This is a genomic window from Listeria sp. ILCC796 (assembly GCF_900186175.1).
Lineage (GTDB): Bacteria > Bacillota > Bacilli > Lactobacillales > Listeriaceae > Listeria > Listeria goaensis.
Window position 1 is genome coordinate 101649 of record NZ_FYBV01000008.1, and the last position, 22503, is coordinate 124151.

The following is a 22503-nucleotide window of genomic DNA, read 5'->3' on the forward strand; positions in this document are numbered from 1 at the left end:
GGGAAACGAATGTTTACTAGTCGTGCAGGAATTAGAGAATCAAACGAACGAATCGTCTTAAATAAAATTGCGCAAAAAGGGCCGCTTTCGCGTGCCGAACTTGCGGAGACTATCGGTTTAAATAAAGCAACCATTTCTGATATCGTAAAAAAATTGATGACACAAAAACTTATTAATGAAGTTGGCATTGGCGAAAGTACAAATCAAGGCGGCCGAAAGCCCATCATGCTTGAGCTTAATGCCAAAGCGGGTTTTTCCGTCAGCGTTGACATCGGCTACAACTACATTGACGTGATGGTGCAGCGTTTAGACGGCACTGCCTATAAGCGGGAGTTGTTTCCTTTTAAGACCATCAAGCGGGACACGATTATTCAGGAACTTTCTGAAAAACTTGATGTATTTCTTTCCAGCTTGCCAAAAGCGCCATTTGGGGTTGTAGGAATTTTAATCGCGATTCACGGAATTGTACTAGACAACCAAATTCAATTTACACCAGCATATGATTTGGCTTTTCTGGATTTCAAAAATACACTCGGCGAACAATTTGCCTGCCCGGTGTATGTGGAAAATGAAGCGAATCTATTAGCAGTTTCTGACCATACAAAAGAAAAAAATTACACGAACCTTGTGAGCATCAGCATTCATTCTGGCGTGGGAAGCGGCGTTATTTTGGACAATCAACTTTATACCGGCATAAACGGCTACGCTGGCGAAATCGGCCATATGACTATTGTGACTGAAAACGGCCGCCCATGCCCGTGCGGCGCAAATGGCTGCTTGGAATGCTACGCTTCCGAAAAAAACACTTTGGACACATATAAAGAACTATCTGGACATGAAAACGCACTCGTCGTAGATTTATGCCGCGCTTTTTTGGAAAAAGATGCAACGGCCGTGCGCGTCGTACAAAATATGATTCACTACTTAGCAATTGGCATCCAAAACGTGACGGCGCTCTACAACCCAGAAGTTGTTTTTATAAACAGTGAAATTTCGCGACTTATACCCGATTTCACCAACCAAATCGAAGCCAAACTCACTTCATTCACATCAAAAAACATCAAAATAAAAGCCTCCCACCTAGGCGAGGAAGCCATCTTATACGGTGCTGGCTATTTAGTTATAAAGCGCTTCTTAGATTCATAAAAAAAGCAGTTTCCTGAATAATAGGAAACTGCTTTTTATTACACCTCATCTGCTGTAAATACCAGACCCGCTGAAGCTTTCGCCTTCGTCACAACGTCCATCACAATTTGGCTGTGCACAAGCTTGCGGAGCATTTCGTCCGCATCTTTTTCATCAATGATACGCTGGAACGCTGCGAATTCGTCGTACATGCGATGTTCGCTATCCTTCACATCAATATGCTCATCTTCGCCGCTGTTTGGCAAAAATTCAAAAGAATCGCAAACACTTACCGAGCCGTTCACATGAATCGTTCCCGCGTCGCCTTGAACATTCGCTGAAATTGGTGCCTTACTATCTTTTGAGCCAATGCAAACCGCCTTAAAATTACCGTAATCCATCACTAGAACGCCAGACGTATCAATCCCTTTCGCCATGTTTGCGTAATAATGGACATCTTTTGGTGCACCGAACAAGCCAACAACAAAATGGACATTGTAAATGTTCAAGTCCATCAAGGCTCCGCCAGACATTTCTCGATTAAACGCTGGTAAAATGTTTCCTTCTTTGAAAGCATCATAACGCGAGGAGTACTGTGAATAGTTCGCTTCCACAATTTTCATTTCGCCAAGGCTACTCACCCGTTTTTTTATTTCCAAAAAATTCTTCATGTATTGATTGGTAATCGCTTCGATTAAGAAGAGACCTTTTTCTTTGGCTAAATCAACAAGAATTTGTAGCTCTTTGGCGTTCGATGTGAAGGGCTTTTCACAAATGACGTGTTTGCCATGGGTGAGCGCCATTTTCGCATACGAAAAATGCAAATGATTGGGCAGCGCCACATAAACCGTATCGATTGAATCATCCGTTAGAAATGCTTCAAAATCCGTATGCACCTTGTCAATGCCATACTCTTTTTGCAAACCTTCAAGCTTCGCACGACTTTTCTCCCGCCCGAAAATCGCCGCAAGCGTAATCTTAGGAAGTTCTGCAAAAACAGGTAGCAAGTCATGAACAATCATTCCTGATCCAACAATGCCTAATTTCATGTTATTTACACTCCTCTATTCCTTTTTCTAAAATTTGCATTTGTAGTAACGTTTCCTCGTCCTTCACTTGTTTCGGCTTCCCGTTCACAATGGCTTCATAAAGCCCATCATACACGCGACCATAATCGCCCACTTCCGAAATTACTTTTTCCTCGTGGTAATCGCCGCTTTCGTCTATATAAGTCAGCGTTCCGTAATGTTCGGGTAAATCAATGCCAAAATCTGGATTTTCAGGCATGTAGAACAGTTTTAAATGCTCTTCTTGACGGTCTTTCGTTTCCTTCACAAAAGAACCTTTTTTACCGTAAACAACAAAGCTAGGGCGCCCTTTCAAACGGAAATAGCTCGATTTGACGGAGACTTTTAAGATGTTGTAGTAAAAATCTAGATCAAAATAGTCATTCATCCGGTTTTCGCCGAGCAATTGCCGGACGTCATAATGGATTTTGTCCGGTTTTCCAAAATAAGATAGCACTTGGTCGATGGTGTGGCAACCGTGGCCGTATAGGTAGCTGTTATAAAACTCAAACTTGTGCGTCGACTCGGGCACTTCTGGTCTAAAATAGTCATAATGCATTTCCACTTCCAACAAGTCGCCCAGTTTCCCACTTTCAATGACGCGCTGCACCGTTAAAAAGTCGGAATCAAAACGGCGATTTTGGTAACACTGCGCAATTAGACCTTTCGCCTTCGCTAGTTGAAAAATTTCTTCGGCCTCTTCGGACGTCATCATAAACGGCTTTTCGACTAAAACATGTTTCTGAGCTTCCAAAACTTGCTTCGCAAATTCAAAGTGGGACTCCTGAGTTGTGGCTACCACAATCATTTGAATTTCCGAATCAGACAGTAATTCTTCCAAATTCGTTGTATAATGAATATGATCAAATTTTTTCCAAGCATCATGACTTGGATTTCTCCGGTAAATGGTTTTAACGCGAATGTTATTTCGTTCTAATACGAATGGTAGATGGTATCGGTTGGTGCTTTTTCCGTTCCCGATATATCCAATTGTAAGCATACTAAATCCTCCTCGTTTCACTTTGATACTTTTATCTTATAAGTATTTGGCGAAAAAGGCTACCAATTATGTTTGCGCCAGTTCATTTAGGAAAAATGGTTCTAAATGTATTGCGGAAAACTTATTTTTTGCACAAAAAGTTCATGAAAGGAGCTTTTTTATGATTTTAACGAATATGAAAAACATGGCGAATTTTACGGCGACTGAAAAAACAATTGCAACATTTATTCTTAAAAACACCGATAAAATGGAACTTCTGACGATTCAAGAGCTGGCGAAAAGGACGTTTTCATCGCATGCCACCATCATCCGTTTTACTCGAAAATTAGGTCTTTCGGGGTTTAAAGAATTTAAAATTGCGCTTGTGAAGGAAATTCAAGGTCGCGAGTTTTCGCCTGCTGATGTTGACCCGAACACGCCGTTTAAGGAGGGGGACTCGCTTTCCACGATTAGTCGCGAGATTATGGAGCTCACGCAGCAGACTGTTTCGGAAAGTTTTCACTTGCTTGATGAGGCGAAACTTGCCAAGGCAGCGCGGCGGCTACACGGGGCAGAGCGAATTTTTTTATTTGCGGTGGGCGATTCGCAAATTCGGGCGGAGAGTTTTCAAAATAAGCTGTGGAAAATTAACCGCTATACGTTTTTGGCTACGAAGCGCGCGGAATGGGCGGTTCATACGGCAAATATGACGGAACGCGATTGCGCGGTTTTTGTAAGTTATGACGCGAAATCAAAACTTGATCTTGCGGCGGCGAAATTTTTAAAAGAACGCGCTGTGCCCATCATTTTGCTTACCTCACATACTACGAGCGAACTTAGTAGACTCGCGGATATTTGCATTTCGATTCCGAAATCGGAGGATAAAATGGCGCTCAAAATTTCTACTTTCGCTTCACAAATCGCCTTTGACTACGTCTTAAATGTATTCTTCGCAGCGCTTTATCAAATGGATTACGACGAAAACAAAACATATCTTGCAAAAAACCAAGCGTTCTTTCAGGAGAATGATGTTTAACTAAAAAAAGAAGCTGAATGAATCCAGCTTCTTTTATTTATCAGTATCAAGTGGTGTTAAGTGTGCTTCAATTTCTTCGCGGCGGCTTTCGAATTTTGGTGGGAGTTCCACATAAGTTCCGTGTTCCACTTCGAAATTCGTGTTGAAGCCTGGGCCGTCTGTTGCCAGTTCAAAAAGGATGCCGTTTGATTCGCGGAAGTAAAGCGAGTGGAAATAAAAGCGGTCAATAAAGCCGGAGTTTGGATAACCGGAATCAGCAATTCGTTCCACCCAGGCGAGCATTTCGGCATCGTCTTTCACGCGAAAAGCTAGATGATGTACTCCGCCGGCACCTAAATTGTGTTGTTCTAAATCGGTTCTAGCCTCAAGATGAACCTCAGCTCCAGTGCCGCCAGCTCCCGTTTGATAGACAGTAAGCAATTTTTCATTTTCTTCATAAGCTCCTGCATGTTTAAAGCCAAGGAGTTTAGTTAGCACCGCGTCGGTTTTTTCTTTCTTTAAAACCGAAATGCGCACGGGACCAAGACCAGAAATGGCGTATTCGATTGGAACCGGCCCATCTTTCCACGGATGACCTGCTGGTGTGCCTGAATTCCCCTCATCAGAAACTAAATGGATTGTCAGGCCGTCTACGTCCTTCAGCCGAATAATCCGCCGCCCAAATTGCGTCTCGCCGGTGCTATGAAAAATTTGAAACTCGTCAAGTCGTTTATGCCAGTATTCAAGTGCGGCATCATTTGGGACGCGCAAACTCATCGCGGAAATTTGATTGCGGCCTAGTCGATTTTTAGCCATGTTAGGGACTTCAAAAAAAGTGACTGTTGTGCCGGGGTTGCCAATCTCGTCCGCATAGTATAAATGATACGTATAAGGATCGTCTTGGTTGACGGTTTTCTTTACAAGGCGCATTCCTAATACTTTTGTATAAAAATCAAAATTTCGTCTTGCGTTTTCAGTGAAAATGGAAATATGATGTAAGCCTAATAATTCCATGTTTTTTGCCCCCTAATTTAATTTTTTCAGTAAATCAAGTAGCTGTTTTTGTTCTTTGCGCGTTAATTTGCTGAACTGATTTTGTTGAAAAGCTTCTTGCTTTGGCACCAGTTCATTGTAACAGGCGACACCTTTTTTCGTTAGCATGATGAATTTTTCACGCCCGACTTTTTCGCGTTGCACATAATTTTGTGTTTCGAGTTTTACGAGTAACTGTGTAATATTTCCTTTCGTCACAACGAGTTTTTTGCCAAGCTCTTGTTGTGTTATCTTGCCTTCTGGACCGATTTGAGCAATGCAGTCGAACATGGCCGTTGAAAGGCCTGCTTCTTTAAAATTTTGATTGGTAAGCTTCATATTGCGATTATAAAAACGACTTAAGCGAAACCAAAGGACAACGCCTAGTCGGTCGTCAGTTTTTACCATCTCAAATCGCCTCCTTTTATTTTCAGTTTAGTACTAAACTTAATAAAAAGCAAGTTTTACGACTTGCTTACGAATTTAAGGAGCGTTTTTGCGACTTTTTGCGTGTCGGCTTGTTTAATGCCTAAAATATGCGTGTGCCACATACCATCAATGGTGTAGCGAACAAAATTGGCGTTTTCTGGGCCGATTTCAGGAATGAGGCGTTCGTGATCGGCATCATAAACGGCGTTCCAGTCTTCATTATCGACGTCTAGAGTGATGACAGACGCTAGGAGTGCTGCGTGTAGACCGATTAAATCATCGTCTTCTAATTGACGCAGATTTCCTGCAATATAAGCTTCTGTAAAAGGATATTTAGACGCGTTTTTGCGCTTTTCGTATTCCTCTGTGAGTATTTTGTTGTAGGCATCAATTGTATGTGCGATGAGTGATTTTGTAAGTTCCTCTTTATTTTTGAAGTAATAAAAGATGGCGGCCTTTGTTATACCAGCGTTTTTAGCGACTTTGGCTAAACTGTAATTTTGAATACCTGCTTCTGAAATTACTTCGATGGCAGACTTAATAATTAAATCTCTGCTACTCAATTTTGCTCCTCCGTTCACTTCTTTCCTAAATTTTAACGAAGAATTGCTTTTTTAGCAATTGTAATCCCGTTTTAGGCTTGAAATTGCTAAACATGACGAATCAAATTTCATGCTTGACATGTAATGCATTACAGAAAGTATGATAAAAATGTAAACAAATTAATGATTGAAGGAGCGACAAATATGACGGAAATAAAAAATGGTTTTCCGAAAAACTTTTTGTGGGGCGGCGCAACGGCTGCAAACCAAGTTGAAGGGGCATACAATTTAGATGGCAAAGGCTTGTCTACTGCGGATATGGTCAAATTTGTACCGAAATCAGAACGTGGCAATGATTTTTCATTAGATGTGACAAAAAAGGAAATTGATGCCATTTTAGCAGGCGAAACGCATGCCCGCTTCCCAAAACGCGACGGAGTCGATTTTTACCATCATTATAAAGAAGATATTGCGTTATTTGCGGAAATGGGCTTTAAGACTTTCCGTTTATCGCTGAACTGGGCGCGAATTTTCCCAAATGGTGACGATGCGGTGCCAAATGAAAAAGGGCTTGCTTTTTATGATGCGGTATTTGATGAGCTGAAAAAGTATGATATTGAGCCCCTCGTGACTCTTTCGCATTATGAAACGCCGCTTAATTTGACGCTGAAATATAACGGCTGGGCTGACCGCCGTGTGATTGGTTTCTTTACGAACTATGCCGAAACCGTTTTCAAACGTTATAAAGATAAAGTTAAATATTGGCTTACTTTTAACGAAATCAACGTTATTTCACTTAGCCCCTACACTGGCGGTGGCGTTTTAGTGGAAGATGCCGAAAACCCACTCGAACTTTCTTATCAGGCGGCGCATCATCAGTTTGTCGCAAGCGCACTTGCTACGAAACTTTGCCACGAAATCATTCCTGGTTCACAAGTGGGCTGCATGCTTGCACGCATGGCGACGTATCCGGCAACTAATAATCCAGATGACGTTCTAAAAGCGCAGTACGAAAATCAAATGAACCTTTTCTTTACAGACGTGCACGCTCGCGGAACTTATCCGACTTTCATGAATCGTTTCTTTAAAGAGAACAATATTTTGATTAAAAAAGAAGTAGGAGACGACGAGATTTTGAAAGAACATACAGTTGACTTTATCTCGTTTAGTTACTACATGTCCCTTTCTGCGACCGTAAAACCCGAAGGAGACCGGACTGCTGGCAACTTTATGGGCGGTGTAAAGAACGAATATTTGGAGACTTCCGACTGGGGCTGGCAAATTGATCCTAAAGGTTTGCGCTGGACGCTTAACGACCTTTACTCGCGTTACAATTTACCGCTTTTCATCGTTGAAAATGGCCTTGGCGCCTATGATACTGTTGAAGCTGACGGCAGTATTCATGACGATTACCGCATTGATTATTTGCGCAAACATATCGTTCAAATGAAAGAAGCCATTAAAGACGGCGTTGATTTAATCGGTTACACAAGTTGGGGCCCAATTGATTTAATTAGCGCTTCGACAAGCGAAATGTCAAAACGTTATGGATTCATTTATGTTGATCAAGATGATGAAGGTAACGGCACATTAAAACGCTCGAAAAAAGACTCCTTCAATTGGTATAAAAAAGTCATCGCAACAAACGGCGAGGATTTAGATTAAAACGCAAAATGAGGTTGGAATTAATCCAACCTCATTTTTTTATTTCGATATTCTCTTGCGGTGAAACAAAGCGAACCCACCTAGTACTAGAAGGCCACCTAACGCCACATAAAGCAGTCCATTTGTATCCCCCGTTTTAGGCAGAAGATGTGTGCTTTTTGTTGGTTTTTCGGTGTTCGTTTTTGGTGTGATGATGGTATTTTGTTGCTCATTTGTCTCTTTTGGTACAACCATTTCGCCAGCTTTTGGTGTTTCTGGTTTCTCTGGCTCTGTTGGTGTAATGGGCGTTTCTGGTGTCACAGGCTGTTCTGGATTTGTTGGGTCAACTGGTGCGGGTGCAACTTCTCGTACGGTAACTTGAATTTTAACAGGCGTTGCTTTTAGACCTGCTTCATTTTCAGCATTCAATGTCACTTCGTAAACTCCCGGTGTTGTTAAATCAACAACTTGTGCAAAATTACTCGTCACTGGTGAACCATCATCGGTTGTCGCATGAACATCTTGCAAAAATTGCGCTTCTGTCACTTGTTGATTTTGGTCATATTCATAAGCTTCATCTGCTGTCAAAGTAATAAAATGTTCAATGTCAAAATATTGGTCATACGTGCCAGACGAAGCATTATAGCCTTGTAAAAATGTTGGTGTTGCATAACTTCCGGCCGCATTATCATAAAATGCATTATATTCGATTTCTGAAAGGTTATCGAAGTCTTCTTTTGTCATCGCGTTAACCGTAATGCCTTCATCATTTATAGAAAGGCGGCTATTATCCACTCTTGTATCATTAAATGCTAAAAATGTTTGATTTGATGCAGTCGATTTTGTAAACGGTGGTTGATAGCCATTAAAATGCGTAAAGCGATTTACCATCATCGAAAATGGAATAAACACTGTTTGATTGGCTTCATCATAGCTGAGTACTGAGCTTTTAATTTTATTATGAGCATCAAGACGCCCTGTATTTTGCCCCGTTGCCGCGAGCGATTCTAATGCTGGAAACTCAGAAATACATTGTAAATCTTGAATGCCATCGAATTGCACAAATAATACTTTCAATTTCGGCATACTTTTGAGAGCCGAAATATCTGTGATGTTATAGTTATTCTGCACATATAAATTCGCGACGTTTGGCATTTTATTTATTTTCGAAAAAACTGCGTTTGTATTTGACGTATTACTCAAACTAACAGATTCGAGGTTCGTCACATTATTTAAGTCCGGTAATTTATCGTCCGTAAGAAAAGCACCCGAAATCGTCAAATTTGTCAAGCTAGGAATCGCCGTCACTGTTGAAAGATCCGCAATGTTGGACGTATTCGACAAAGACAACGCCGTCAAATTGTTCGCATGTTCAAGCCCTGATAAATTTGTGTAGGTATCCCCTGAAAGTGAAACACTACGGAGTGTATTCAATTGCGCTTGTGTAATATCCGCATCTTGCGCCTGCCTTAATTGAGTATTTAAATATTTTTTTAACTGTAAATCTGGAATTTGGACTATCTCTGTCCCTTGTTCTGTAACAATTGGTTCTTCTGCTAAAACTGTAACTGGTACAAAAGGTATTGCCATTATTGTTGTCACTAACATAAAAGTTAATGCTTTTTGCTTCACTGCCATTCATTAAACCTCCTGATGGTTAGTACCATAAGAATACCTTTCTTCTTAGTCGTATTCAATGAAAATTTTGTGAAATTCAGGATTTATTTGATTATTTTTTAACAAAATATTCTTGACATGGTCTAAATCGCCTATTTAAGCCATTTTTAAATGTATACTTATCTTTTCTCAGACACATTTTAGACACAAAATATCATATACGTGTCAAAAAAAGACAATTATAGCTTCTTTCATACAAATAAAAACGGAAATCATTTCATAAAATGATTTCCGTTTTATTTTTTAGAAAGTAGTTGGTTCCTCTGTTATTTCTTTTTCAGCACCAACAACTTCTGGTTTTAATTTGCGATAGTGGTGAATACCTGTTCCTGCTGGTACAAGTTTACCAAGAATAACATTCTCTTTAAGACCAAGAAGTTCATCACGTTTTCCTTTAATCGCAGCATCAGTAAGAACACGTGTTGTTTCTTGGAATGATGCAGCAGATAAGAAGGAATCCGTTTCAAGAGAAGCTTTCGTAATTCCGAGTAATACTGGACGGCCAGTAGCCGGTTGTTTACCACTCAAAATAGCTTCACGGTTTGCTTCTGTAAACGTATGAATATCCATTAATGTACCTGGTAAGATATCCGTATCCCCAGTGTCCATTACGCGGATTTTACGCAACATTTGACGAACCATTACTTCAACGTGTTTATCGCCAATTTCTACCCCTTGCATCCGGTAAACTTTTTGTACTTCAGCAAGCAAGTATTCTTGAACGGATAAAACGTCACGTACACGGATTAGCGCTTTCGGATCAATAGAACCTTCCGTAAGTGCTTCCCCGCGGTCTACCATTGAACCTTCTTGAACACGAAGACGTGCTGTATAAGGAACTGTGTAGCTACGACGGTCGTCCGCACCTTGAATTGTAATTTCTTGTCCACGGTCACGGCCCTCTTCGATAGAAACAACTTCCCCAGCCACTTCTGTGATGGTTGCTTGTCCTTTCGGATTACGTGCTTCAAAAATTTCTTGAATACGTGGAAGACCTTGCGTGATATCGTCGCCGGCTACCCCACCAGTATGGAACGTACGCATTGTAAGCTGTGTACCAGGTTCCCCGATAGATTGTGCCGCGATAATACCGACTGCTTCACCAACTTCAACTTCTGTACCAGTAGCCAAGTTTTTACCATAACATTTTTTACATACACCATGTTTTGTATTACATGTAAACGCCGAGCGAATCGATACTTCTTCAATACCCGCTTCAACAATTGCTACTGCAATCGGTTCAGTAATCAAATCATTTTCTTTAACTAAAACTTCGCCAGTTTCAGGGTGACGCACGGTTTTACGAGCATAGCGCCCTTCTAGACGTTCTTCTAGCGGTTCAATAATCTCCGTACCTTCGCGAATCGCTTTAATTGTTAAGCCGCGGTCCGTGCCACAGTCGTCTTCACGAATGATAACATCTTGCGCCACATCAACAAGGCGTCGAGTAAGATAACCAGAATCGGCCGTTTTCAGGGCTGTATCGGTAAGACCTTTACGCGCTCCGTGGGTCGAGATAAAGTATTCAAGGACTGTTAACCCTTCACGGAAGTTTGAAGTGATTGGAAGTTCTACGATACGTCCAGATGGATCAGCCATCAGACCACGCATACCAGCAAGTTGCGTGAAGTTCGAGATGTTACCACGAGCTCCGGAATCTTGCATCATAAAGATTGGATTTAAACGTTCCAAGCTTAAAATTAGTTTTCCTTGAATTTCGTCTTTGGCAGCATTCCAAACGCCGATAACGCGCTCATAACGCTCGTCATCTGTAATTAAACCGCGACGGAATTGTTTCGTAATTTTTTCAACCATATCATGTGCTGTTTCTAGAATTTCATGTTTTTCCGTAAGCGTTAAGATATCTGCAATACCAACTGTGATACCCGCTTTTGTGGAAATTTTGAAACCTAAGTCTTTCATGCGGTCAAGCATTTTAGATGTTTCTGTAATATGGAATCGTTTGAACACTTCTGCAATGATATTTCCAAGAATTTTCTTCTTGAATGGGTCAACAATTGGTTGCTTAGCGATATGCGCTTTAACGTCCGTTGTTGGCTCAACAAAATATTTTGTAGGCGTTTCAATTTCTAAATTATATTTCGTTGGTTCGTTAATATAAGGGAACGATGTTGGTAAGATTGTGTTGAAAATCAATTTACCGACTGTCGTAATTAATAGTTGCTTACGTTGCTCTTCTGTAAAGCGTTCATTTGGAATGGATCCTGCGTAAACGGCAATACGAGAATGCAAGTGAACATAGCCATTTTGATAAGCAAGTTGCGCTTCGTTAATATCCTTAAAGATTGTTCCTTCACCAACCGCATTTTCACGTTCAAGTGTCAGATAGTAGTTACCTAGCACCATATCTTGGGAAGGTGTAACAACTGGTTTACCATCTTTTGGATTCAAAATGTTTTGTGCGGCAAGCATTAAAATGCGTGCTTCCGCTTGTGCTTCTGCCGAAAGTGGAACGTGGACGGCCATTTGGTCACCATCGAAGTCGGCATTATACGCCGTACAAACAAGTGGATGCAAACGAATCGCGCGACCTTCAACTAAAGTCGGTTCAAACGCTTGGATACCAAGTCTGTGGAGCGTAGGGGCACGGTTTAGTAGAACTGGATGTTCGCGAATAACTTCTTCAAGGACATCCCAGATTTCTGGCGCCATGCGTTCAATTTTACGTTTAGCGCTCTTAATGTTGTGCGCAAGGCCTCGTCCAACGAGTTCTTTCATCACAAAAGGTTTGAATAATTCAAGTGCCATTTCTTTTGGAAGACCACATTGGTACATTTTAAGGTTAGGTCCTACGACGATAACGGAACGACCGGAATAATCGACACGTTTACCGAGTAAGTTTTGACGGAAACGACCTTGTTTCCCTTTAAGCATGTGCGATAAAGATTTTAATGGACGGTTACCTGGTCCAGTCACTGGACGGCCACGACGACCATTATCAATTAACGCATCAACTGCTTCTTGAAGCATCCGTTTTTCATTTTGGACGATGATGTTTGGTGCGCCTAAGTCAAGCAAGCGTTTCAAACGGTTGTTCCGGTTAATAACACGACGGTACAAATCATTTAAATCACTTGTTGCAAAACGGCCACCTTCAAGTTGTACCATTGGGCGAAGTTCTGGTGGAATAACTGGTAGTACATCAAGAACCATCCAACTTGGATTATTGCCAGAGTTACGGAAGGCTTCCATTACTTCTAGGCGACGAATTGCACGCGTACGGCGTTGACCTTGTGCGGTTTTCAATTCTTCTTTCAGCTCATCTGTTTCTTTTTCAAGATTGATGTCTGAGAGAATTTTCTTAATTGCTTCGGCACCCATTCCAGCTTGGAAGGTTTGACCATATTTTTCACGATAAACGCGATATTCTTTTTCAGAAAGAAGTTGTTTCTTCTCAAGCGGTGTGTCGCCTGGCTCTGTTACTACATAAGACGCAAAGTAGATAACTTCTTCAAGCGCACGCGGGCTCATATCCATCACAAGACCCATACGGCTTGGAATACCTTTAAAATACCAAATGTGTGAAACTGGCGCTGCAAGTTCAATGTGTCCCATGCGTTCGCGACGAACTTTGGATTTCGTTACTTCAACCCCGCAACGGTCACAAACGACGCCTTTATAGCGGACACGTTTGTACTTTCCGCACGAACATTCCCAGTCTTTCATTGGTCCGAAAATACGCTCACAAAACAGTCCGTCACGTTCTGGTTTTAGCGTACGGTAGTTGATTGTTTCAGGTTTTTTTACTTCACCGTGCGACCAAGAACGGATTTTATCTGGAGATGCTAGACCGATTTTCATATACTCAAAATTATTAACATCTATCAAGTGCCCAACCTCCTAATTTTGGTCATGACTTTTCACTTATTAGGTTTAAATTATATCGTTTCATATAACTTGGCCCGCAAGAAAGCACGACTACGTTCAGTGCTTCTTGCGGCTAACAAGTCCATCATGTTTAAGTTTATCGAAAAATTATTTTTATTTTGGAGTTTTGTTTCGGGCGGGTTAGTCAACCTGCTCGGTAGCCTCTTCAGGCTTCACAATATTAAATGCATCGTTTTGACCGGAGAAGTCGTCGTCATCGGTATCACGCATTTCGATTTCTTCCTCGTCTGCAGATAGGATTTTGACGTCCATACCTAAACTTTGCAACTCTTTGATTAATACGCGGAAAGATTCCGGCACGCCTGGTTTCGGCACGCTTTCGCCTTTCACGATTGCTTCATACGTTTTCACACGTCCAACAACATCATCTGATTTAATTGTTAGAATTTCTTGTAACGTATAGGCTGCACCGTACGCTTCAAGAGCCCAAACTTCCATCTCACCAAAGCGTTGTCCACCAAATTGAGCTTTACCTCCAAGTGGTTGTTGGGTAACAAGTGAGTATGGTCCAGTCGAACGAGCATGCAATTTGTCATCAACCATGTGAGCAAGTTTAATCATATACATAACGCCGACAGAGATACGGTTATCAAATGGTTCACCTGTACGTCCATCATAAAGAACAGTTTTCGCATCGCGAGCCATTCCCGCTTCTTCCACTGTGCTCCAAACGTCTTCTTCATTTGCTCCATCAAATACTGGTGTTGCAACATGAATGCCGAGTTTACGAGCCGCCATACCTAAATGAAGTTCGAGCACTTGCCCGATATTCATACGAGATGGCACCCCTAGTGGGTTAAGCATGATATCAACGGGTGTTCCATCAGGCATAAATGGCATATCTTCTTCTGGTAAGATACGGGAGATAACCCCTTTGTTACCATGACGACCGGCCATTTTATCGCCTTCGTGAATTTTACGTTTTTGTACGATATATACACGCACTAATTGGTTTACGCCTGGTGGTAATTCGTCACCGGCTTCACGAGTAAAGATTTTAACATCGAGAACGATACCGCCACCACCGTGAGGTACACGTAGTGATGTATCGCGAACTTCACGCGCTTTTTCACCAAAAATAGCATGTAATAAACGTTCTTCAGCCGTAAGTTCGGTTACACCTTTTGGCGTTACTTTCCCTACAAGAAGGTCGTTATCTTTTACTTCAGCACCGACACGAATAATACCGCGTTCGTCAAGATCGCGAAGTGCGTCTTCACCAACGTTTGGAATATCGCGTGTCATTTCTTCAGGTCCAAGCTTCGTATCACGTGCTTCGGACTCGAATTCTTCGATGTGAATGGACGTATAAACGTCGTCTTTTACAAGACGTTCGCTCATAATAATCGCATCCTCATAGTTATAGCCGTCCCATGTCATGAAGGCTACTAAAACGTTACGTCCTAGTGCTAGCTCTCCTGAATCCATGGATGGACCGTTACCGAGGATTTCGCCTTTAACGACGCGGTCCCCTTCTGCAACGTTTGGACGTTGGTTATAACATGTTCCTTGGTTGGAACGAACAAATTTACGTAGTGTATATTTATCGATTCCACCTGTTACTTCTTTGCCATCAACCATAGATACGCGGCGCACCCAAATTTCGCGTGCTTCAACGTGTTCTACGATACCGTCATGTTTCGCGGTTACAGCTGCACCGGAATCTTTTGCCGATACGTGTTCCATACCTGTTCCAACAAACGGTGCTTCCGGATGCATTAATGGAACAGCTTGACGCTGCATGTTCGCACCCATTAGGGCACGGTTACTATCATCATTTTCTAGGAACGGGATACAAGCTGTTGCGACGGACACAACTTGTTTTGGCGATACGTCCATATAATCGACGCGTTCTTTATCCACAGCAAGGTTTTCAGAACGGAATCGAGCCATAACTTCTTCTTCCGTAAATGCACCTTTTTCGTCTAACTTGGAGTTCGCTTGCGCAACCACGTAGTTATCCTCTTCATCTGCTGTTAAATAATCGATTGTGTCGGTTACTTGGTTCGTTTCAGGGTCAACACGACGATATGGTGTTTCGATGAACCCGAAGCGATTGACTTTCGCATAAGAAGAAAGGGAGTTAATCAAACCGATGTTTGGTCCCTCTGGCGTTTCAATTGGACACATACGACCGTAATGAGAATAGTGAACGTCACGCACTTCATAGCCGGCACGTTCACGCGTCAAACCACCAGGACCTAAGGCAGATAGACGGCGCTTATGCGTAAGTTCGCCAAGTGGATTTGTTTGATCCATGAATTGCGACAATTGTGAACTACCAAAGAATTCTTTAATAGAAGCGACAACTGGGCGAATGTTAATTAATTGTTGTGGTGTGATGGTTGTCATATCTTGGATAGACATACGTTCACGAACCACACGTTCCATACGGGATAAACCGATACGGAATTGGTTTTGAAGCAGTTCACCGACTGAACGTAGGCGGCGGTTACCTAAATGGTCAATGTCATCTGTATCGCCAACGCCGTGCAGAAGGTTGAAGAAATAACTGATGGAAGACACGATATCAGATGGCGTAATGTGTTTTACATTTTCATCGATATACGCATTTCCAATGATGTTGATTTCTTTTTCTTCATCGTCAGGTGCATAAATTTTAATAGATTGAACAACTACATTGTCTTCTAATACGCCATCAGTTGGACGCAGTGTACGGAAGCCAACGCCGTTTTCAAGATTAGGAATAATCGTATCTAGTTTGCGGCGATCTAAAATGTCGCCTTTTGAAGCGATAATCTCACCTGTTTCAGGGTCCACTAACGTTTCAGCTAAAACTTGGTTGAATAACCGGTTTTTAAGGTGTAGTTTTTTGTTGATTTTATAACGTCCAACGCTAGCTAAATCGTAACGCTTAGGATCGAAAAAGCGAGACACTAGTAAGCTTCTTGCGTTTTCTACAGTAGGAGGTTCTCCTGGACGTAAACGTTCGTAAATTTCGAGTAACGCTTTATCTGCGTTGTCCGTGTTGTCTTTTTCTAGGGTGTTGCGAAGATAGTCGTTATCTCCGATTAAATCTAAAATTTCTTGGTCGGAACCAAATCCGAGTGCACGGAGTAAAACGGTAACAGGCAATTTACGTGTGCGGTCGATACGCACGTGCACAACGTCTTTTGCGTCTGTTTCATATTCTAACCAAGCGCCGCGGTTTGGGATAACGGTTGAACCGAAACCTTTTTTACCGTTTTTGTCTAGTTTGTCATTGAAGTATACACCTGGGGAACGAACGAGTTGTGAAACGATAACACGCTCTGCTCCGTTGATGATAAATGTTCCCATTTCTGTCATCAGCGGGAAATCACCCATGAAAACTTCTTGGTCTTTTACTTCGCCTGTTTCTTTGTTGATTAGGCGTAGTTTAACGCGTAAGGGTGCTGCGTAGTTTGCATCACGATTTTTGGATTCTTCTACCGAATATTTCGGCTCTCCTAAATCGTAATCGATAAATTCTAGCGATAGGTTGCCTGCGAAATCCTCAATTGGAGAAATATCGCGGAACATCTCACGGAGTCCTTCATCTAAGAACCACTGGTAAGACGCTGTTTGAATTTCGATTAAGTTTGGTAATTCTAATACCTCACTAATCCGAGCAAAACTTCTACGTTTACGGTGTCTGCCGTATTGTACATCATGTCCTGACAAACTCTTCACCCCTCAATTTTTTTAAAATTTATAAGCACATTCAAAATGGTTGTCATTCGCACAAATGGTGGAACCCCCCGCACCCGGAATTTAAGACGCTAAGAGCTTTTTTTACACGTGTAAAAATCACTCGCTTAAATACCGTTCATCAAAAGCTTCCTGCCACTTTTCAGCCGGCTTAAATACCAGCAAAAGGACAACTTTGAATGGAACTTTAAAAGAAAATTCTATGCTGTTTTAGACAAAAAGAAAGCGGATTTCATTCGGCAAAGAGACTTTTTTAAAAAAAGTTTCATAATAAATCAAATTTGACCTATTTGCTTGAAAACCACGACCATGTCCATTATGCTACCAAAACAATGGAAACGCTTCATTTCACTAGCTTTTCACATAAAAATGAGCGCACCAAAAAACAGTATAGATTCTTTTGGCATTTAACTATAATACAACATCTGGCGTACATTGTCAAGAGTCGCTGATGATGTATGACGTAGCAAAAAAAGCGATTCACATTTAATCGCTTTTTACTTATTTTCAAGTCGATCGCCGACAACTGAATCTACACTACAACGCGCCCACTTCGAAAGTGATTCAATAAAAACTTTTAACTTTTCTGGTTCAAAATGCGCAACTACCATAAAGCAAGCATGTCCGCTTACTTTATAAAATTCTTCAATTTCCTCATATTCCATAATTTTTTGTTCGACCTCTTTAAAACGATTATCTTCCATAAATACGCGAATAAACTGTTTGTTACTGTAATAAACTTTTATGGTGTAACTGCCTATGATGCCTGCATCTTTCAAATTCAATATTCGTTTGCCAACTGCTTGACCTGTTAGGTGCACTTCATTTCCAATTTCCTTATTTGTTAACTGCGCGTCTTTTTTTAATAGCTTTATGATTTCTTGGTCGAGTTCATCCATTTTAAAGTCCTTTCACGATGAAAACATTGCATCGTTTATTTTTTCATGAGGCTATATAATTATTAGGGGATATTCTATATACTTAAATATAGCAAAACTACATAGGAGGATTTCAGATGAATTACCAATATTATACTACAAAAGAACAATTGAGTGCAGCCATACCAATCGTGCGTGCTTTATCACAAAATTTAGTGGAAAAGAATACCATTGAATTGAAAAATATTCTTACAAAATGGATTTCCGAAATTGATTTATGCTACAATGATTCACTTTTTTTAAATAGGTTAATTTTAGACATTTCGAATTGCTTAATTGTACACCGCATCTCCTTATCAAAAGAAAATTCAGCGCTTTTAAAAAAACTTAACGCTTGCTTATTAGCGAAGTAAATTGACAGGCCGTTAATAAACGCTAAACTTAAGCAAAACATACCACGCACAATCAGACTGAAGGCTGGGAAGTATTTCCCAGCCTCTAATGTGCGTTTTAAATTAATTTTATAGTCACGATTTCTGCAGGTTTTAGTTCATTCGGTAGCGGATTTTGGCCTTCTTCAAGGAGATTCGTACGGTAGCTGCTACGCGCACCTGCTTTAATTTCAAGTGGCTCTTTAGATGTTTTTAAGTTGTAGCCGCGGAGGATTATGGCGTCTTCCGTTTGGGCTTTTTTGAGTGCGGTCATTAGGAAAGCGTCGTTGTTCGCTTTGAGGAATGCTTTTGTAGCGGGGATTTCGCCACGATGCACATTGGTTTGTTCGGCGGTAAACGGCACTTGGAATTGTTTCGCTTGATGGAATGTTTTTTCGCGCTCCCCGTCGCCGTGCAACATGAGACCATAGCGGAAAACATGTTCACCGAGGCACTGCGCTTCTGGCGTTGGGAAGTAGCCCCAGTCACCCATTTCGCCGACAGAACGGAACAGCGTGAGCGCGATGGTGTTATTTGCGAGCACTTCGTATTCATTTAAGCCCATGTTCGCAATCGTCATTCCGCCAGCTTCGTCTTCCATGTGCACAAAGGCATGTTGGTGATTCGGATTCGTCGGATTTTCCCACGTTTCTGGCATTTTGTTTTGCCGCGTCACCACTTCGTAAATGCTGTCTGCTTGATGGACGTTAGTTTCAAAGCTTGTTGGGAATAAAACGCGCAACCTGTGATCTTTGATGTCGTTATTCACGGTCGTTTCAAATTGCACGAGCGAATTGTTTTTCTCTAAAACAACACGAGTCGTGATGACCATTTTTTTCATTTTCTTGGAGCGTTTAGCTTGGCGCAGTTTAAATTCGAGCACCATTTTTTGTTCCTTATCAAGGAGTTCGTCCGCGGATTCAGGGACAAGCATTTCATGGCGGATCTCAATTTCCCCTACATTCGGCGTATTTCGAATAACCCGAACTTCAGCTGGGCTTTCATGCGAGTAGTAGCGCGAAACCCCGGTCGGCTCAAAGAAAATATATTCGTTCCCAATATCTCCCGTTTCCTCAAAAGAAAGAAGGTTTTCGTGAATGCGACCAGTCGGCTTGTGCATGATTGTAAGCTGCCCGTTTTCGTTCACATCAACACGGACAGTAGCATTTTCAAGCGTATGCGTGCCCTTCACCAGATTTTCAGAACCGGCAGTCGGCGCTTTTTGCACAAGACCGAAAACCTCGTGGCTATACGCCGGCATGTCGACCAAGAATAGCTCAACCGTGATGTAGCGCGCGATATAAGGGACTCTAAAAGCATCTTTAGGTAAATCGAAGCCAAATCGTACTTCTTGCGATAGAAGCTCAAACGGAATTTGATTGCCGCGAACGTCCACAACAGAAACTTCAGGAACAGGCTTACTGGAAAGTTTATCGTAGAGCGTATCGTGTTTATTGCCTGCAAAAAGCATTCTTTCCCACTCGAGTTCAATCGTAACGGAGCCCGTCTTTTGGAAAGATGTCGTATTCCAAACAACGAACGGTTTCGCGTCAGCGTCAAAAGCACTCGTGTCAATTTTTTTAGCGAGAAATGCTGCTGCCTCACTAGCCACGTATTTGCCGACTTCATTTGCCGTTTCAAAACGTGTGACCATTCCGCGGTGAACCGAATCTACGCTACAGCCGCAAATGCTATCATGCGGGTGGTTTTGCATGAGCGTTTTCCACGCATAGTTGAGTTTGTCCGTTGGATATGCGAAACCTTCCGCGAACGCCATTGTTGCAAGCGGTTCGGCGATATTTTCTAGCTGGCAGCTCACTTCCGTATTTTGCTGTTTCAAGTAGACGCGCGATGATGCCGTATTTGCGAGCGTGTACCAACCATCTGATTCTTGGCTTGTAAGTTCACCTTCAATGACGCTCATATCAGCAGGCAAGTCTGCTTTTAGTGCATTTAAATACGTATCAAAGCCAGCGTGAATAAATTCAATATCCGGATACAATTCATTGGCCACGCGAATCGCTTCTGTAATGTCCTTTTGAACTGGTTGGTGGTCGCAGCCATTCATCATGAGCAAATGATCCGTTGCGGCATATTGTTCGGCATCGCGCAATTTTTGCTCCCAAAACGCTTTCGCTGCCGTTTTGTCTGTTGGGATTTCATTCCCGTTGCTGTACCAGTTGGCGAACAGCACGCCTAAAATGCGACTACCGTCAGGCCCGTCCCACCACATTTCCGAAAACTGCGAGGAATATTTTTCGTCATTAATTACAACATTATTAAAACCAGTCGGCTTGACTCCTCGGCCAAAAGCGGCAACGTCCAAATTTGCTTCTTTCATCAATTGCGGCGTTTGCCCCATGTTTCCAAACGTGTCAGGGAAGTAGCCGAGCTTAACGGGCGTGCCCCATTTTTTACTTTCTTGCATACCAATTAGCATGTTGCGCACATTTGATTCGCTGCTCGTTAAAAAGGCATCTTGCAAAATGTAAAACGGGCCAATTTTTAGTTTGCCAGCTTCAATGGCTTTCCGAACGGCCGCTTCTTTTTCTGGGCGCACTTGTAAATAGTCGTCTAAAATAATCGTTTGCCCGTCTAAATGGAAACTTTCAAATTCCGGGTCGGTTTCAAACAATTCGAGCAAGTCGTCCATCAATTCAATTAGCCGCATGTGGTGCGCTTCATACGGAATATACCATTCTCTATCCCAGTGACTATGCGAAACAATATAAACTTTTTTCACGTTTTCTCCTCCTATTTTTCGACTCGAATATCAAAATAATCCATCACAAGCTCACAAAACATCATATTGGCCCAAGAAAACCATTCGCGCGTATAGGCAAACGGATTATTCACATCAAAACCTTCGTGCATTAAATTCGTCCCGCCGTCGCAATCGACAAGCAAGTTCAAAATACGTTCCTTCTCCGACTTGTCATCAGTCGTCATGCCCTCCATCGCAAGCGCAATTGGCCAAATGTAATCGGGCGGCGTATGCGAACTGCCAATCCCTCTCGCAAACTCTCCTTTATAAAAATAAGGGTTTTCCTCACTTAGTAACACTTTTCTCGTTGCGAGATATGTTTCATCGTTTGGCGACACATAACCTAAGTACGGCGCCGAAAGTAGGCTCGGCACGTTTGAATCGTCCATCACACTCACACCGCCGCGACCGTCCACCTCGTACGCAAAAATCGTTTCGCCAGCTTGTGATTTTGTTTTCCCGTACGTTTCAATTCCGTCTTGAATTGCTCCGCGAAGCGCCTGAATTCGCTTCACTAACGATGCATCATCCGCAATCTCACTGTAAATTCCCTCCAAATAACCAAGCACGACGACCGCAAACATATTCGAAGGCACTAAATAGCCAAATTTACAAGCATCATCGCTCGGTCTAAAACCTGACCAAGTCATCCCTGTGTAGCCAACCTTTGTCCCTTTCCCGTCTTCTGGCAGCGTATCCTCTATACGCCAAGTATCACGCGTAAACGTATAAGGAGAATCTTCATGTTTTTGTTCAACTTCCCACACGGTTAAAATATTCTTCACCGCCTGATGGAACGTTTCATTAAATTGCTCCGTTTCGCCCGTTGCTTTATAAAGTAAATAACTAAGTTGAACGGGGTAACAAAGCGAATCAATTTCATATTTTCGTTCCCAAATCCACGGGTTCATTTCTGTATTATCCGTTTGATGCCCTGCGCCATTTGCTTCCTCATTGAATGCGTTTGCATAAGGATCTAAACAGATGAACTGCATTTGACGCTCTACTAAGCCACGAATCATCGTTTTTATTTCTGGATCTTCTTTTGCAAGTACAAGATACGGTCTGACTTGTGCGGTTGAATCGCGCAACCACATCGCTGGAATGTCACCAGTAAGTAAAAATGTTGTATCATCTGGCAAACGCTTGACGGTTGTGAGTAATGTATTGGCAAAGCACGCATTGAAATTTTTCGCCCAGTTAGCGTGTGTTTCGCCGCATTTCTCCGTAATTATTTTCATAAACTTTTCTACTGAAACAGGAACCTCTTGATATGTCATTTAAAACACTCCTAAAATTTGATATATCTTTTTAACTTTAA

General features: G+C 41.9%; 15 protein-coding genes. 4 read left to right on the forward strand and 11 right to left on the reverse strand.

Features of this window, described 5'->3' with window-relative positions; translation table 11 throughout:
- The first annotated feature begins 9 nt into the window (after nucleotides 1-9).
- Nucleotides 10-1146, forward strand: coding sequence for an ROK family transcriptional regulator (locus CFS04_RS09580; RefSeq protein ID WP_088810478.1), 1137 nt, complete (start codon nucleotides 10-12; stop codon nucleotides 1144-1146).
- A 38-nt stretch (nucleotides 1147-1184) separates the two neighbouring features.
- Here CFS04_RS09580 and CFS04_RS09585 read toward each other — a convergent pair whose 3' ends face one another.
- Nucleotides 1185-2174 carry a Gfo/Idh/MocA family protein gene (locus CFS04_RS09585; RefSeq protein ID WP_088810479.1) on the reverse strand — a complete coding sequence of 330 codons (990 nt, stop codon included), beginning with the start codon at nucleotides 2172-2174 and terminating at the stop codon, nucleotides 1185-1187.
- Nucleotide 2175: 1 nt separating this feature from the next.
- Nucleotides 2176-3192: an oxidoreductase gene (locus CFS04_RS09590; RefSeq protein ID WP_088810480.1), complete on the reverse strand. Its 1017-nt coding sequence runs from the start codon at nucleotides 3190-3192 to the stop codon at nucleotides 2176-2178.
- Between the two features lie 160 nt (nucleotides 3193-3352).
- Here CFS04_RS09590 and CFS04_RS09595 point away from each other — a divergent pair, with 160 nt between their 5' ends.
- Nucleotides 3353-4207: a MurR/RpiR family transcriptional regulator gene (locus CFS04_RS09595; RefSeq protein ID WP_088810481.1), complete on the forward strand. Its 855-nt coding sequence runs from the start codon at nucleotides 3353-3355 to the stop codon at nucleotides 4205-4207.
- A 33-nt stretch (nucleotides 4208-4240) separates the two neighbouring features.
- On the opposite strand, the gene CFS04_RS09600 is transcribed toward CFS04_RS09595, so the two are convergent.
- From CFS04_RS09600 to CFS04_RS09610, 3 genes are read right to left on the reverse strand one after another with little or no spacing between them, the layout of a single operon-like run.
- Entirely contained in the window at nucleotides 4241-5200 is a 960-nt protein-coding gene (locus tag CFS04_RS09600; RefSeq protein WP_088810482.1) for a ring-cleaving dioxygenase, read from the reverse strand.
- A gap of 12 nt (nucleotides 5201-5212) precedes the next feature.
- Complete coding sequence (locus CFS04_RS09605) at nucleotides 5213-5626, reverse strand: MarR family winged helix-turn-helix transcriptional regulator (RefSeq protein ID WP_088810483.1); 414 nt, start codon at nucleotides 5624-5626, stop codon at nucleotides 5213-5215.
- Nucleotides 5627-5682: 56 nt separating this feature from the next.
- Nucleotides 5683-6210 (reverse strand): TetR/AcrR family transcriptional regulator, encoded by a 528-nt coding sequence (locus tag CFS04_RS09610; RefSeq protein ID WP_088810484.1) that lies wholly within the window; start codon nucleotides 6208-6210, stop codon nucleotides 5683-5685.
- A gap of 183 nt (nucleotides 6211-6393) precedes the next feature.
- On the opposite strand from CFS04_RS09610, the gene CFS04_RS09615 reads away from it, so the two are divergent.
- Nucleotides 6394-7854, forward strand: coding sequence for a glycoside hydrolase family 1 protein (locus CFS04_RS09615; protein ID WP_088810485.1), 1461 nt, complete (start codon nucleotides 6394-6396; stop codon nucleotides 7852-7854).
- Nucleotides 7855-7893: 39 nt separating this feature from the next.
- On the opposite strand, the gene CFS04_RS09620 is transcribed toward CFS04_RS09615, so the two are convergent.
- The 4 genes from CFS04_RS09620 to CFS04_RS09635 form a co-directional block, all read right to left on the reverse strand.
- The gene (locus CFS04_RS09620) at nucleotides 7894-9471 is read right to left on the reverse strand and encodes a LapB repeat-containing protein (protein WP_088810486.1); all 1578 of its coding nucleotides are present in this window, start codon (nucleotides 9469-9471) and stop codon (nucleotides 7894-7896) included.
- A 282-nt stretch (nucleotides 9472-9753) separates the two neighbouring features.
- The gene (gene rpoC, locus CFS04_RS09625; RefSeq protein ID WP_088810487.1) at nucleotides 9754-13359 is read right to left on the reverse strand and encodes a DNA-directed RNA polymerase subunit beta'; all 3606 of its coding nucleotides are present in this window, start codon (nucleotides 13357-13359) and stop codon (nucleotides 9754-9756) included.
- Between the two features lie 180 nt (nucleotides 13360-13539).
- Nucleotides 13540-17091, reverse strand: coding sequence for a DNA-directed RNA polymerase subunit beta (gene rpoB / locus CFS04_RS09630; RefSeq protein WP_088810488.1), 3552 nt, complete (start codon nucleotides 17089-17091; stop codon nucleotides 13540-13542).
- Nucleotides 17092-17606: 515 nt separating this feature from the next.
- Nucleotides 17607-18008 carry an Lrp/AsnC family transcriptional regulator gene (locus CFS04_RS09635; RefSeq protein WP_088810489.1) on the reverse strand — a complete coding sequence of 134 codons (402 nt, stop codon included), beginning with the start codon at nucleotides 18006-18008 and terminating at the stop codon, nucleotides 17607-17609.
- Between the two features lie 116 nt (nucleotides 18009-18124).
- On the opposite strand from CFS04_RS09635, the gene CFS04_RS09640 reads away from it, so the two are divergent.
- Nucleotides 18125-18400 carry a bacteriocin immunity protein gene (locus CFS04_RS09640; RefSeq protein ID WP_088810490.1) on the forward strand — a complete coding sequence of 92 codons (276 nt, stop codon included), beginning with the start codon at nucleotides 18125-18127 and terminating at the stop codon, nucleotides 18398-18400.
- Nucleotides 18401-18497: 97 nt separating this feature from the next.
- Here CFS04_RS09640 and CFS04_RS09645 read toward each other — a convergent pair whose 3' ends face one another.
- Nucleotides 18498-21161 carry an alpha-mannosidase gene (locus tag CFS04_RS09645; RefSeq protein ID WP_088810491.1) on the reverse strand — a complete coding sequence of 888 codons (2664 nt, stop codon included), beginning with the start codon at nucleotides 21159-21161 and terminating at the stop codon, nucleotides 18498-18500.
- Nucleotides 21162-21172: 11 nt separating this feature from the next.
- On the reverse strand, nucleotides 21173-22462 hold the full coding sequence (locus tag CFS04_RS09650) for a glycoside hydrolase family 125 protein (protein WP_088810492.1): 1290 nt from the start codon (nucleotides 22460-22462) through the stop codon (nucleotides 21173-21175).
- Between the last annotated feature and the right edge of the window lie 41 nt (nucleotides 22463-22503).

Excerpts from the sequence above, each read along its gene's own strand:
- CFS04_RS09635 (WP_088810489.1), bottom strand. The coding sequence starts at position 18,008 with ATGGATGAACTCGACCAAGAAATCATAAAGCTATTAAAAAAAGACGCG.
- CFS04_RS09595 (WP_088810481.1), top strand. The coding sequence starts at position 3,353 with ATGATTTTAACGAATATGAAAAACATGGCGAATTTTACGGCGACTGAA.
- CFS04_RS09650 (WP_088810492.1), bottom strand. The coding sequence starts at position 22,462 with ATGACATATCAAGAGGTTCCTGTTTCAGTAGAAAAGTTTATGAAAATA.
- CFS04_RS09620 (WP_088810486.1), bottom strand. The coding sequence starts at position 9,471 with ATGGCAGTGAAGCAAAAAGCATTAACTTTTATGTTAGTGACAACAATA.
- CFS04_RS09600 (WP_088810482.1), bottom strand. The coding sequence starts at position 5,200 with ATGGAATTATTAGGCTTACATCATATTTCCATTTTCACTGAAAACGCA.
- CFS04_RS09590 (WP_088810480.1), bottom strand. The coding sequence starts at position 3,192 with ATGCTTACAATTGGATATATCGGGAACGGAAAAAGCACCAACCGATAC.
- CFS04_RS09640 (WP_088810490.1), top strand. The coding sequence starts at position 18,125 with ATGAATTACCAATATTATACTACAAAAGAACAATTGAGTGCAGCCATA.
- CFS04_RS09580 (WP_088810478.1), top strand. The coding sequence starts at position 10 with ATGTTTACTAGTCGTGCAGGAATTAGAGAATCAAACGAACGAATCGTC.
- CFS04_RS09615 (WP_088810485.1), top strand. The coding sequence starts at position 6,394 with ATGACGGAAATAAAAAATGGTTTTCCGAAAAACTTTTTGTGGGGCGGC.
- CFS04_RS09585 (WP_088810479.1), bottom strand. The coding sequence starts at position 2,174 with ATGAAATTAGGCATTGTTGGATCAGGAATGATTGTTCATGACTTGCTA.
- CFS04_RS09605 (WP_088810483.1), bottom strand. The coding sequence starts at position 5,626 with ATGGTAAAAACTGACGACCGACTAGGCGTTGTCCTTTGGTTTCGCTTA.